This is a genomic window from Xenorhabdus bovienii SS-2004 (assembly GCF_000027225.1).
Classification (GTDB): domain Bacteria; phylum Pseudomonadota; class Gammaproteobacteria; order Enterobacterales; family Enterobacteriaceae; genus Xenorhabdus; species Xenorhabdus bovienii_C.
Genome location: NC_013892.1, coordinates 1,071,655 through 1,084,729, shown reverse-complemented (window position 1 = coordinate 1,084,729; position 13,075 = coordinate 1,071,655). Strand labels below are relative to the sequence as shown.

General features: G+C 45.6%; 10 protein-coding genes and 1 pseudogene. 8 read left to right on the top strand and 3 right to left on the bottom strand.

From position 1 onward, the window contains the following. Nucleotides 1–200 precede the first annotated feature (200 nt). The 5 genes from XBJ1_RS18975 to XBJ1_RS04675 are packed head-to-tail and all read left to right on the top strand — an operon-like array spanning nt 201 to nt 6,695. Nucleotides 201–1,946 carry a type VI secretion system baseplate subunit TssF gene (locus XBJ1_RS18975; RefSeq protein ID WP_012987643.1) on the top strand — a complete coding sequence of 582 codons (1,746 nt, stop codon included), beginning with the start codon at nt 201–203 and terminating at the stop codon, nt 1,944–1,946. A gap of 12 nt (nt 1,947–1,958) precedes the next feature. Continuing rightward, the gene (locus XBJ1_RS04690) at nt 1,959–3,923 is read left to right on the top strand and encodes a type VI secretion system Vgr family protein (protein WP_012987642.1); all 1,965 of its coding nucleotides are present in this window, start codon (nt 1,959–1,961) and stop codon (nt 3,921–3,923) included. Continuing rightward, nucleotides 3,920–4,690: a DUF4123 domain-containing protein gene (locus XBJ1_RS04685; protein WP_012987641.1), complete on the top strand. Its 771-nt coding sequence runs from the start codon at nt 3,920–3,922 to the stop codon at nt 4,688–4,690. Before XBJ1_RS04690 ends, XBJ1_RS04685 begins: the two co-directional genes overlap by 4 nt. Before the next feature lie 19 nt (nt 4,691–4,709). Next, a complete protein-coding gene (locus XBJ1_RS22150; protein WP_012987640.1) occupies nt 4,710–6,248 on the top strand; it encodes an S-type pyocin domain-containing protein in 1,539 nt (512 codons plus the stop codon). A gap of 3 nt (nt 6,249–6,251) precedes the next feature. Further along, nucleotides 6,252–6,695 carry a hypothetical protein gene (locus XBJ1_RS04675; RefSeq protein ID WP_012987639.1) on the top strand — a complete coding sequence of 148 codons (444 nt, stop codon included), beginning with the start codon at nt 6,252–6,254 and terminating at the stop codon, nt 6,693–6,695. 215 nt (nt 6,696–6,910) lie between these two features. Here XBJ1_RS04675 and XBJ1_RS20575 read toward each other — a convergent pair. After that, nucleotides 6,911–7,778: pseudogene (locus XBJ1_RS20575) on the bottom strand (IS30 family transposase); the annotation flags it as partial. A gap of 251 nt (nt 7,779–8,029) precedes the next feature. Here XBJ1_RS20575 and XBJ1_RS04665 point away from each other — a divergent pair. Continuing rightward, entirely contained in the window at nt 8,030–8,305 is a 276-nt protein-coding gene (locus tag XBJ1_RS04665) for a PAAR domain-containing protein (RefSeq protein ID WP_012987637.1), read from the top strand. Nucleotides 8,306–8,551: 246 nt separating this feature from the next. Here the strand turns inward: XBJ1_RS04665 and XBJ1_RS04660 are convergent, their stop codons facing one another. Then, nucleotides 8,552–8,818: a hypothetical protein gene (locus XBJ1_RS04660; protein ID WP_012987635.1), complete on the bottom strand. Its 267-nt coding sequence runs from the start codon at nt 8,816–8,818 to the stop codon at nt 8,552–8,554. 724 nt (nt 8,819–9,542) lie between these two features. Further along, entirely contained in the window at nt 9,543–10,322 is a 780-nt protein-coding gene (gene ybfF, locus XBJ1_RS04655) for an esterase (RefSeq protein ID WP_012987633.1), read from the bottom strand. A 260-nt stretch (nt 10,323–10,582) separates the two neighbouring features. On the opposite strand from ybfF, the gene seqA reads away from it, so the two are divergent. Continuing rightward, entirely contained in the window at nt 10,583–11,116 is a 534-nt protein-coding gene (gene seqA, locus XBJ1_RS04650) for a replication initiation negative regulator SeqA (RefSeq protein ID WP_012987632.1), read from the top strand. 90 nt (nt 11,117–11,206) lie between these two features. After that, complete coding sequence (gene pgm, locus XBJ1_RS04645) at nt 11,207–12,847, top strand: phosphoglucomutase (alpha-D-glucose-1,6-bisphosphate-dependent) (RefSeq protein WP_012987631.1); 1,641 nt, start codon at nt 11,207–11,209, stop codon at nt 12,845–12,847. Nucleotides 12,848–13,075: the final 228 nt, after the last annotated feature.

Sequence of the window (13,075 nt, the reverse complement as noted above, 5' to 3'; positions counted from 1 at the left end):
ACCTATCAATTATTATTTTTTTTACTAAATAAAGAATAATTCCAATATCAAATTACGTTAAATTATATTATATTTCATTTTTTATTTCACCATAAGATAATTTAATATTATTGCTTTATTTAACAGGCGACGTGTCACGGTATGAGGTGAAAACCCTACAGTAATTATATGAAAAGAATAGTGTGTAAAAGGAATGTGTGATGGATCAATTTGAACGCTATTTCCAACGGGAACTGGCCTACCTGCGGGAACTTGAAAAGTGTGTACGTGAGGAAAAACCCCATCTCAATGAAGTCCTCGGTGGCCGCGATCCCGGTGTGGAAAAACTGAATGAAGGATTTGCTGCTTTAGCGGCACCGATCAGCCAGAAAATCGACGATGCTTTCCCGGAACTGACCCAGCCGCTGCTGCAACGGCTCAAAGTGCAGCCCGTCAGGGGTATTCCTGCCACGGCTATCATGCAACTTGACGGTGGTGAGGGCGCTGATGTTGCGTTTTCACTGCCCGCAGGCACGAAAATTCAGACCGTCAGCGAGCAAAGTTTTATCACACCCCGTCAGTGTGACGTCCTGCCATTGACCCTGCTGTCACGGGAAATCACCCATCAGACTGATGAAACCCTGATTATCCTGACCTTTCAATACACAGGTAAAGATGGCTATTGGGATACCCAACCCATAGAGCTGTTCCTAAGCCACGATGAATCGGTGGCGGATGCTCTGCTATTGGGATTATGCCGTTTTTGTGGCGACGGCGAACTGTACCACAACGGACAAACCTATGTGATGGATACCCTACGGTTTATTCCCCACGCTGGCGAGTCGCGGCTGGTGTTGTCACCCCCGGCAGCGGCCGGTAACTGGGCACCGCAGATGTTGACGGAATCCCTCTACCTGCCTCACATCCATCATTTTCTGACGCTGGATATGCCGTATCCGGTGAAATCCCGACGGCTGCCCATGACGGAAAGCAACGTATTCAGCCTGACACTGAAATTGAACACCCTTCTGCCCTTGTCTGAGGCGCAGATAGCCGAGTCTTTCCTGCTGCATTGTGTACCGGTGGTCAATCTGCAACTGGAACGGCTGAGTCTGCCGTTTATAGCGGATAACGTCCGTTATCCGCTGCCCCTGCCCGCCCATCAGGGGCTGCTGAATATCCTCGATATCACCCTGAAGGGCGAGCCGAATGAACAGGGGCAGTCACGGGGAGAGGCCGGGCGCTTCTGTCCGGTCAGCGAACTGACGGCGATGTCCCGCCATCAGCCGGAATACGAGAATGCCTGGTTCTATGCGCTGGAGGTCACCCGCGACGCACTGGGTAGACTGCGGTACACGCTGGCTTTCTATGACAGCCATTCCCGGCCATTGGAAAACCCACCCAAACGCCAGTTTACCTGTTACTTTGTCGGATTTTCCCAGGCACCAATCCAGCTGGCCGTCGGCGAAACCTGTCGCGCCGAAAGTCTGCCTGACCGTTTTCAGATGAAAAACCTCACCCCCGTTTCAAAGAGTTACCCCCCGGTGATTGACGATCAGCGGCACTGGCAACTGTTGTCGCATTATTCCATGAGCAGCTACGTACTGGTCTCTGCTGAATCCTTTAGACAGGTACTGAAAGACTACAATTTTTATGGTGAGACGGATCGGCAAACTAGCCGTCATCTCCAGCGGATGATTGATGGTATTCAGGCCATCCAATCCACTCCGGGCGATTGGCTGGAGCGGGGACAGCCTTTCCGCTGCCTGCATGTTGAAATCACACTGGATGAAACCGCCTATGCCAGTCCGGGAGAAATGTTCCGGTTTGCCAACACCCTGTACCAGTTTCTGCCGTTTTTCCTCAGCCATGACATGAGAATGCGGATGGACGTCACCGGCCAGCCTTCCGGTGAACAATGGCGCCTGTTCCCGCTTCCCCTGCGGGGATATCGTCCCATTATGTAAGGAGTGATAACAATGGATGGATTAGTCTTTACCTGTCAGATAGGCAGGCTACCCGGAACGACGTTTCAGGTGGCGGATTTCAGCCTGCGGGAAGCGTTGTCAGAACTTTATCACCTGACACTTACGGTGGTCAGCGCTCTTGATAATATTGTACTCAGTGAACAGTTGGGAATGTCAGCCTCCCTGACTATCACCCGTGATGGCGTAGTGGAACGTACCATTAATGGTATCGTGGCAGGGGCTGAACAGGGCAATACCGACGGACGCCGCACGTGGTACAGCTTTAACGTTCGCCCTGAGATGTGGCGAATGACACTCAATCAGGATAGCCGGCTCTTTCAACGCCAGTCGGTGCCGGACATTCTCAAACAATTACTGAAAGAGCACCGTATCCGGTCAGACAGCAAATTCTATGAGGATGAAGGGCATCACCCGGTGCGGGAATATACTACCCAGAAGCGTGAATCGGCTTATGATTTCTGGTGCCGGCTGGCGGCGGAAGAGGGCATCACTTTTTGGTTTGAGGAAGATAAGCTCTTTTTCAGCAATTCCCACCTCGGCATGCTGGCGGGGATTTTTCTGACCTATAACCCTCAGCCGGAAACTGACAATACCGACGCTTCCGCATGGCAGTGGCGTTACGGTGAATTTTTGTGTCCTGATGAATTTACCCACAAGGACAACAATTTCCTGCGTCCCTCCTACCCGTTACAGCATCAGGCGATGTCGGAACCGGGATACGGTCATGCCGTGTTTGAAAGTTACGGCCGTTTCCAGTTGGATGCTGAGGGTAAACCCCTTTCCATGCTGCGGCTCAACCAGCTGAACAGCGAAAGTAAACGAGGGACGGCCACCACCAACTGCATTCAGCTCCGGCCGGGTAAAATCTTTATTCTCAGCCATCACCCGATAACGGCCATGAATGACCGCTGGCAGGTGGTCAGCGTCAGTCACCACGGTGCCCAGCCACAGGCGGCTGGCATTGCTGGCGAAGGTACTACGCTAACCAATGAAGTGACCTTTATTCCGGGCAGGGATAACTGGCGGCCCCCTTATCGCTACAAACCGCAGGCCGACGGCGATGAAGTCGCCACTGTGGTGGGGCCGGAAGGTGAGGAGATTTTTGTTAACGAACACGGTGCCATCAAAGTGCATTTCCACTGGAACCGATATGACGCGCCGGGGGATGGTTCCTCCTGCTGGGTACGGGTCGCTCAGGGCTGGAACGGGCACGGTTTCGGCTTTATGGCCATTCCGCGCATCGGTCAGGAAGTGCTGGTTTCCTACCTCAACGGTGATATCGACCGCCCCATCGTGACGGGCTGTACCTACAACGGTCGCAACCGCCCACCGCTGAACTTACCGGCCGAGAAAACCCGCACTACCTTCAGAACCCAGACCCACAAAGGACAGGGCTTCAATGAATTGCGCTTTGAGGATGCCAAGGACAGCGAGGAAGTGTATATCCACGCCCAGAAAGACTTCACCGGCCAGATTGAACACGATGTTTGCTGGCACATCAAACACGACCAGAAACAGAGCATTGATCATAACCACTACATGGATATTCAGGGGGATGAGCACTCACAGGTGATGGGCAGCCGCAAATACAGCACGGAAGGGGATATTTCTCAGCGAATTACGGGCTCGCAGCATATTCAGGCCGGAGACGCACTGGTCAGCGAAAGCGGTCAGGAAACTCACCACAAGAGCGGCGGCAAAATCGTGCTGGAAGCGGCCACCGAAATCACTCTGAAAGTCGGCGGTAGCTTTCTCAAAGTCACACAGGCCGGGATTCAGTCCTCCGCGATTAATGTCGGTCAGGGATCAGGCGGCAGCGGGCGGGGCGTTTCGCTGCAATTGCCGGAAGGCATCCCGCCGCTGCAGGCGGTCAAATTTTCGGTCAAAAAATACTGTGCACTTCAGGCACAGGAGCAGGCCAGTTGGGTAATTAAGCCACAGGGCGGTCAATCATGACAGTCTGTTGGATAACATGGCTCCATGCGCAGGAAAAAGCGCCGATCTTCTTTATCGTCAATCAACTTGCCATCCCCAATCCCGTTGACACCTTTTACGCCAACGGCTGGGTGGAACAGGCTTTTCCGCTCTACAACGGCACTCCGCTGGCCCACCTGATGGAGCAGGGGCCGTGGCTGATCCAGCCGACAGCGGACAGTCTGGTGCCCCTTGGCCGTCTGCTCGACCGCCATGCCCTCAGTGATTCCAGTTGGGGCTGGGCGTATCGCAGTGACGCCACATGGCAGGCGCAGTTGCACCATTGGAAACGCCATCAGCTTGCCACTCTGCGCGGGGAGTCGGTGGTTTTTCGCCTGATGGATACACGGATTGCCCGTACCCTGATGCCGGCCATGCAGCCGACCGACTGGACTTCCTTGCTCAACCCCGTCACGGAGTTGATGCTCGATTTGCTGGTACCCACCGTTTTCAGCCGTCCGGCTGATTGCCCACCCAGTCTGGTGGAACGGCCCTTTGTATTGGAGCCACACCTGATAGCCGCCTGGGAGCAGTCCGATTTGGCACTGGAAGGCTATGCCGACACCCTGACCTATGAACTGTGGGAAGCGCAGGGCGCATTGGCCTTGCAACTGGATACACCCAACGGAGCGCTGCAACAACGGCTTACACAGTGGCTGACACAGCGCAGTCGGCAGGGTTCACGTCTTCAGGCGCTGACCCTGCGTGATTTTCTGGCAGACAGCGGCCTTGATACCCTGCGGGCTTAAGCAAAAAGGAGGTAAGTTGATGAATAATACAGGAAGATTAGACTGCGCTCCCTGCGATGACATTTTCAAGCACTGGCTGGAGTTCCAGCTTCTAGACTTGCAGGGTACACCTCTGACTGGTATTCCCTACCGGCTAAGAAGCCGGGATGGGATAATTGATGCCCGGGGGGTTACCGATGGTCAGGGGCTATTGCGTGAGGAAAATTTATCGCCGTTGCCGATGACCCTGCACGTCGATGGGCAGGCACTGGCGGAGCAACTGACCGAAAAACTCCTGACAGAGAACCGGATCTCCACGCAGGGCGGCACCCATCACCGGATCCAGCCGGGCGACGTCAGTGACGCCCTGCCGGATCTGCCCGGCTGGACAAGGGAAAACCTGACTGCCTCCCAATTTTACCCCGATCCTACGTTTGGCGGATTTCAGGTCATGCCGTCTCATAACCGTCGGCACGTACTGGAAATCGCCCGTATCGTGGAGCCGGTGTTTGCCAAATCCTGCCTGCAATCCGCCGGTTGTACCGATGCCGGAACGGACACGGAGCCGCATACCCATTTTGGGGAAACATCGATATTCATGCCATTCTCTGCTTCTCAGCCCCAGGAGCAAGCGCAAAAGCCGGCTCAAGCGGGTTTTTTCCTGCTTCCTCAGATGATGACGCAAAGTACTACCAGCGCATTGGGAGTGGGAGCCGGAGCTGCTGCAAATAACCAGAAAACGGAAGGGACACCGCCGCTTCTCTCTCGCAACGAAAAGCAGGTCTTGAATGGGGCATGGGACAGGGCATTTCCGGATTATCAGCTGATGAGTACTATGCAGACGGTACTGGGGGTGATGATACGGGGCATATGGAATGGCAGTGATGGCGATTTACTGACCCGTGATAATTTGACAAAAATTGCCGACGTAAAAGGCACCGCGCCTACCCGTGTGCGCTACCGTTTTGTGGAAGATGCTCGGACAGGGCAATTAAATGCAGTGGGATACCATACCAGCAAGGAAAGTGGGCTGGATCAGGTGAAAGTTCGTAATATGTCCCATAATAAGGAACTGAACCGGTACGAATTTTGGGCAGATGAAAATGCGAATGAACCCACCCTGATATGGTACCCGGATAATCCGGGTTTTATTGCACCCAATAGTACGGGTAATCAGCAAGTTTTGGATCTTTCCAGCCGCCCAACTGTCTTGCCAATACCGGAAGATACAGGAATCCAAATAGAAAGCTATCCGATGCCAGAAGAGCGGAGTTTTCAGGATTATATTCTGGTGTTCCCGATCTCGAATATCCCGCCGATTTATGTTTATTTGAGTGCATCACTCAAAGGTAAAGAAGCCACTGACGCGGCTAAAAAATTGGGATATGATCAACGAATACCAGCACAAAAAGCACCTTTTAATTCTCATGGACAAACTGTATTTTTTAATAAAAAAACAAAAACTTATATTACTCCGGATGTGGATGGGCATAATGTTAATAATGGTTGGAAAATGATGGATAAAAAAGGTAAAAGGATAGGAACTTATGATAGCGAGCTTAATAGACTTAAGGATTAATTTATGTTTAATATTGTAACAAAAGATTCTGCCGTTAAATTTTTTGGCGAATTAACTTTACCATCATCAATAATCATTGATGATTTTAAAGAGGAGTTTCACTTACCAATCACTTATTGGAGTTTAATTGATTATAAAAAAAGTTGGTATAATGCCTTAAAGGAAGGATTGCATAAAAAAAATCATGCTGCATTAGCTGTTTCTATGTATGATCCAATTAGTGTTAATTTTATTTTTATATGGATAATATATTTTGAAGGGGAAGATGTATTTTTGCAGAATCAAACGCTATTTATAGAAGATTGTCAAAATTTTTCTCCGAGTAAACTTAATGATTTTATTGATCCTCGTTATACAGAGACTGAAAATGGAGATAGAGTATCCGAATGGAGTACAGATATAAATAGTATATTAGAATTTTATAAAGAACTAGAAAATTCAATTTAAAGTTTAAAATATCATCTATATTTATATGATGTTAATTATATGGATGATGTTTTGGTCATGACTCCAAAGCATTAATTTTATATTCTTGTGTTTGGTGGATTCGACTAATAAGTGCAATGTCTTAGAAAGGCGGTCAGTTGCTATAGCAGGGCGCAAGCATAGTTTGATTAATATTTGAACTTATAATATTAATCAAACTATGCTTGCGCCCTGAGGTTAATCTCCAGCTCTGATACCTTATTAAAATCAGTTCCTTTTGGGAAGTAATCTCTGATTAATCCATTAGTGTTCTCATTTATCGCTCTTTCCCAGGGGGAATATGGATGAGAAAAATAAATTTTTGGCTCTACATTTTTACTGATCAGTTCGTGTTCGACAAATTCGAGGCCATTATCAAAGGTCATTGTTTTAATTTTATGTTTTATCAGTGATAAATGTCTTGTGGCCGCTTTTACGACCCTTCTGCTGTTTTATCTTTAAGTTTAATTATGATAGTAAATAACGATTTTCGTTCAACTAATGTCAATAATGCACTTTTATGAGATCTTTACCCACGAGAGTATCTCCTTCCCAATCACCAATACGCTGCTTTTTATCAACAAGTTTGGGGCGCTTATCAATACTGACTCTGTTTTTAATTTTTCCTCGGCGCTCATAACTTCCATAACGTTTACGATACGGTTTTTTCGTAATCCTAAGATGTTGCCATAAATCACCCTCATTAAATTTATCCTTATAAATCAATCGATAAACTGTTTCATGATGCAAAGATATGATATTTTCCCTTTTGAGATAACCGACCGTTTGTTCAGGATTTAAATCTTGCAAAATTAACTGTTTGATCCACATTTCTATCTCTGGTTTCAATTTTACTGCTTTTGTAGAACAATGTCGGCGCGCTACGGCCTTAAGTTGAGCCTGTTCAGGCGCATATTTCTTTGCCTCCTGATTTCGTCTCAATTCCCGGCTAATCGTTGATGGGTTTCGATTGAGTGACTTTGAAATCTCCCGTGGTGAAAAACCGGCTTCTTTCAAGCTGAAAATCTGATATCTTTCTGTTTCGGTCAGTTGTTTATAGGTCATAGCGCATTTTCCTTTGGCGAGAAAGATGCCTACTATAGCAACTGACGTCTTTCTAAGAAATCGCACTTATTAGGCGAATCCAAGGGTAAATTTAAAAGGGTAAATTTAATATTCTAAAAATGGAATTAATGATAAAAATGAGCCTATTTAATATATATTTTTACTTGGTTTTTTATAGTAAGTGAAATATTATTACGATGAAAATGAATAATTCATGAGTTCATGTCGAATCTGAAAAGAGAGGAAATCAAATGTCAAAGGGATATTTTTTAACAGTCAGCGATAAAACAACTTGTGGTGGTGAAATCCTTACGGGAACCAGCAGCATTAAATTTTATGGACGGCAGGCTGCAATTGAAGGCTCCACAGTTACCTGTGGGAGATACTCAGGAAATTATGTCATTGTAGGAGGAGTGGGTTCTTTTTTAGATAAGGGGACGAAACTGGCAGGGACTTTGGATAGTCAAAGTACTTGTCCCTGTAATGCTAGTCTTATTTGTTCCATTCCTGATAGCTATCAGAAATAGAGCAATTTCTCTGGCTTATACTACCGAGGTAAATCTATTTTATCGCGTATTTTTTGATTTTTTTGGAGAAATCATAAATAAATCGCTATAGTCAGAGAAATTTCACTAGTTTCATCTGTTAAAACAATTTTTTATTGGGGAAATACTCAAGTTAAATGGACAATGTTCATTCACGATTAAAGAGTCGGACATTGCCCTAATTAACCATTGAGCAAGTCATTTTGATAAAATTAGTACACAGCAGGACTAATAATATCGGTCAGTTGCGGGTTTGATTCTTCTGCCATTATCAGTAACATAACTGTCGAAAACCTTGATGTCACTATCAGAAAAAATATAAAAGGAATCTTGTACACCTTTTTTCAGTATTGCCATGACAAAACCGCGCTCATCAGTGCGATTCCATGATCCACTTCTGCCAGGTGATACCGTAAACCGACCCGTTTGTCCATCATCGCCCCATTTATTAACAGAAACTATGATATTACTTTGTGTATTATTTATTATCTTCATTATTCCTCCTGTAGTGATTTATTCGATATAATATATTTACCGATATTATCATATTAAGGTTAGGTTTATATTTTTAAATATATCAACTACTAATTGATAATGAATTTAATTGTTTTTGTGATTCATACAATAATAATAAAAAACAATATTATGATATGAATAATATAATAATTATCATATGAAAACATTTAATATTATTGATATTTTAATTTATTGATTATATTTATTTTTATTATTGTGTTATATAAATTATTATCATTTAATAATTTTATTATGTAATAACTATTTTTCATTATACGCCATTGTTAAATTATCGTTTAATTTATGTGTAGATGAGGTTAGATAATATTTTTTCTATGAAATTAAAGTGATTATTTTATCTGTTACTGTTATTTAATTAAACTAAATAATTTTATAATGCTTTTTATTATATATTTTCTGATGTTCTATCTACTATAGTAAAATAGATAATTGTCTGATTTTCATGTTATTTTTATATAATGCGACAGGAGTGTTTATCTATGGAATTCTATCTAAATAGAGTTATTAGATTTTTTATTGCATTATTTATTTTATTATTATCATCTTTCGTTCTAAATGCTTTTGCTGGAAATGAAGCACCTTATGCGCTGTATATCAAAAAGACAAGTTTTGTTATTCCCTGACGTCAAAAGGGAATTTGATTTTATTATCAGTCCACATAGAGTGTGGACTGATATTGTAATTATTTTTTTGCTAAAAAACGATGAATTGCTCTGAGTACCGCTTCAGGTTTTTCTGCATGCACCCAATGTCCGCAACCCGCTATCACCCATGCTGTTGCCTGAGGAAATTGGCGCATGATATCTTCGCGGTAGGCTTCAGTAATGTAATCCGAATTTCCGCCCCGAATAAACAGCGCTGGTTTGGGCCATGCAGGAATCGCTTCCCAGCCGATAATTTTTTCATATTCTTTGCGCAAAACCGGTAGGTTGAATTTCCATTCTCCTTGACGGAAGGATTTCAGCAGAAATTGAATCACGCCATCCTCATGAATATCCTTCCGCATAACTTCCGTCGCGGCCTGCCGAGTCTGAGCTCCTGCTTCTTTGACTTGGTTCAGTGCAGAAAAAATGCTGTCGTGATGGCGAGTCAGGTAAGTCACTGGCGCTATATCGATAACTACGATTTGTTCAATACGCTCCGGTGCAACCGCCGTCATGGTCATAGCGATTTTACCTCCCATTGAATGCCCGATAATAATGGCTTTTGCCACATTCAGTTCATCAAGGAGAGATAAAACATCTTGTGCCATATCGCGGTAATTCATGTTTTCCATCTGCGGAGAAATACCGTGGTTACGCACATCAATCTGAATGACCGGATAATGTTGCTGCAAATCACGCCCCAATATCCCTAAATTGCTCAAATCGCCAAAAAGCCCATGAATCAAGACAATGGGGGTTGATGACTGTGGGTTTTCCGGCGTGTGAAAATGATAATTTAATTGATTATTTGAGTTCATAGTCTGCCTGAATTTAATGTCATTGATACAACGTTTAATATCGTGATGTTTAATACCATGACAGGTCGGCAGTGACAAACTAAATGGCATCAAATGACGGTAACTGGTTGATTTATTTTAGAGGAAAAGACCCGTTTTTTTTGTTTCTTAATTTCAGAAAGAATCACTTTAAGTTATTGAAAGTTTAATTGTTTTGTTTTGCTGTATTATATCTTATAATCTCAGAATAATTTTTTCATTAAGAACAGTACTGGATAGAAATGAAAACGATAGAAGTTGATGAAGACCTTTACCGCTTTATTGCAAGCCAAACCCTGCATATCGGTGAAAGTGCATCTGATATTTTGCGGCGCATATTGAAAGTGGACGCCGGGCAGCCAGTACAAACTACACCGCCTGTCAGAGAATCTGTCTCTGTCAGCAAAGTGCCGGCTGCACGCTCCCGTGATGTTGTTCGCGTTGTTCGTGAATTATTGCTTTCTGACGAGTATGCTGAAAAGAAAAAATCCGTTGAGCGTTTCATGTCGATTCTGTCCACTCTGTACAGCTTGAACAGCGAAAGCTTTGCGAAAACAACAGAAGCCATGCATGGTCGTACCCGTACCTATTTTGCGGGAAGTGAGCAGACCCTGCTGGCCAGTGGTAAACACACCAAGCCACGTCATATCCCCGGCACACCTTTCTGGGTTATCACTAATACCAATACCGGCCGTAAACGCAGCATGGTTGAACACGTTATGCAGGATATGAAATTTCCGGCAAATGTGATTGAAAAAGTGTGTGGCACTATTTAACTGAATTCGATCAGTTAACTGATTTAAACCGCTGAATTGATTAAACTGCACTGGCGAATAAGCCAGTGTAGCCTTTCAGGAGAAATTAAAGTGGCAATTCATCCAAGAGCCGGGCAGCCTGCCCAGCAGCATGATTTAATCAATATTGCACAGCTCACATCCCAGTATTATACCCTACAGCCCCATCCCGAAAATCCGGCTCATCAGGTCAAGTTTGGTACTTCCGGTCATCGTGGCAGTTCTGGCCGCAACAGTTTTAATGAAGCGCATATTCTGGCAATTTCTCAGGCGATAGTGGAAGTCCGTGCACAGCAGGGGATTACTGGTCCATGCTATGTAGGCAAAGATACCCACGCACTTTCTGAAGCGGCCTTTATTTCTGTGCTGGAAGTCCTGATCGCGAATGGTGTGGACGTGATTGTGCAGGAAAATAATGGTTTTACGCCGACTCCTGCTATTTCCCATGCTATTTTGTGCTACAACCGTCAGGGGAAAAACCGGGCGGATGGGATTGTGATTACGCCATCCCATAATCCGCCAGAAGATGGCGGTATTAAATATAACCCTCCTAATGGTGGGCCTGCCGATACTGATTTAACTTCCATCATTGAAAAGCGTGCCAACGCATTACTGGCGAATGACCTGAACGGGGTTAAGCGTCTGCCCTATGAGCGGGTACTGAAAAGTGAATATCTGCATCCACAGAATCTGGTTGATCCTTATGTGACATCCTTGGGGGATGTTGTGGATATGGCGGCCATACAGCAGGCAGGGCTGAAAATCGGTATTGATCCGCTGGGTGGTTCGGGTATTGCTTATTGGCAGCGGATCGGTGAGTACTACAATCTCGATTTAACGCTGGTCAATGATAAGGTCGATCAGACATTCCGTTTCATGACGCTGGATCATGACGGTGTGATCCGTATGGATTGCTCATCACGCTGGGCGATGGCCGGTCTGCTGGAGCTGCGCGGTAAGTTTGATTTAGCTTTTGCTAATGACCCTGATTACGACCGCCACGGGATTATTACTCCAGTCGGTTTGATGAATCCCAACCATTATCTGGCAACGGCTGTGGATTATTTATTCCGCCATCGTCCACAATGGTCTGAAAAAGTTGCTGTGGGTAAAACTTTAGTTTCCAGTGCCATGATCGATCGCGTAGTCGCGGATCTGGGACGCGAGCTGCTGGAAGTGCCTGTCGGCTTTAAATGGTTCGTCGATGGGTTATATCGAGGCGAGCTGGGCTTTGGTGGTGAAGAGAGTGCTGGCGCCTCCTTCCTGCGTTTTGACGGTACGCCGTGGTCAACGGATAAAGATGGTATTATCCTCTGCCTGTTAGCGGCGGAAATGACGGCGACTACCGGAGAGAATCCGCAGCAGCGCTATGACAAACTGGCTGCACGTTTCGGTACGCCAAGTTATAGCCGTATTCAGGCTCCGGCGAGCCATCAGCAGAAAGCCCTGCTGTCCAAACTGTCACCGGAAATGGTCAAGGCGAACACACTGGCCGGCGATCCCATCACTGCACGCCTGACTACCGCTTCCGGTAATGGTGCTTCTATTGGTGGCTTAAAGGTGATGAGCGACAACGGCTGGTTTGCAGCTCGCCCTTCAGGTACAGAAGAAGCCTACAAAATTTACTGTGAAAGTTTCCTCGGCGCAGAACATCGCGAGAAGATTGAGCAGGAAGCGCTGGAAATTGTCAATCAGGTGTTTACCGCCGGTTGATTGATTATCTGAAGAGATTATAAAAGCCGTAGCAATATATGTTGCTGCGGCTTTTTGCTTCCGGTGAGTGGGGTTATCCCAAAGCAACCATTAAAGCCCCCGCAGTAAAACTCCGCCTATTTTCTCCTCCCTCCCTTTATAAACTAGGGAGGATGCTTAATCGTTTGAGACAGCATTTAATATCTCATCTCATTTTTTTAACCCTAAAATAGTCGATGTTCTCTTTCT

Bases quoted from the DNA above. Each gene is read 5' to 3' on its own strand.
- XBJ1_RS18975 (WP_012987643.1), top strand. From the start codon at position 201: ATGGATCAATTTGAACGCTATTTCCAACGGGAACTGGCCTACCTGCGG.
- XBJ1_RS04690 (WP_012987642.1), top strand. From the start codon at position 1,959: ATGGATGGATTAGTCTTTACCTGTCAGATAGGCAGGCTACCCGGAACG.
- XBJ1_RS04685 (WP_012987641.1), top strand. From the start codon at position 3,920: ATGACAGTCTGTTGGATAACATGGCTCCATGCGCAGGAAAAAGCGCCG.
- XBJ1_RS22150 (WP_012987640.1), top strand. From the start codon at position 4,710: ATGAATAATACAGGAAGATTAGACTGCGCTCCCTGCGATGACATTTTC.
- XBJ1_RS04675 (WP_012987639.1), top strand. From the start codon at position 6,252: ATGTTTAATATTGTAACAAAAGATTCTGCCGTTAAATTTTTTGGCGAA.
- XBJ1_RS04665 (WP_012987637.1), top strand. From the start codon at position 8,030: ATGTCAAAGGGATATTTTTTAACAGTCAGCGATAAAACAACTTGTGGT.
- XBJ1_RS04660 (WP_012987635.1), bottom strand. From the start codon at position 8,818: ATGAAGATAATAAATAATACACAAAGTAATATCATAGTTTCTGTTAAT.
- ybfF (WP_012987633.1), bottom strand. From the start codon at position 10,322: ATGAACTCAAATAATCAATTAAATTATCATTTTCACACGCCGGAAAAC.
- seqA (WP_012987632.1), top strand. From the start codon at position 10,583: ATGAAAACGATAGAAGTTGATGAAGACCTTTACCGCTTTATTGCAAGC.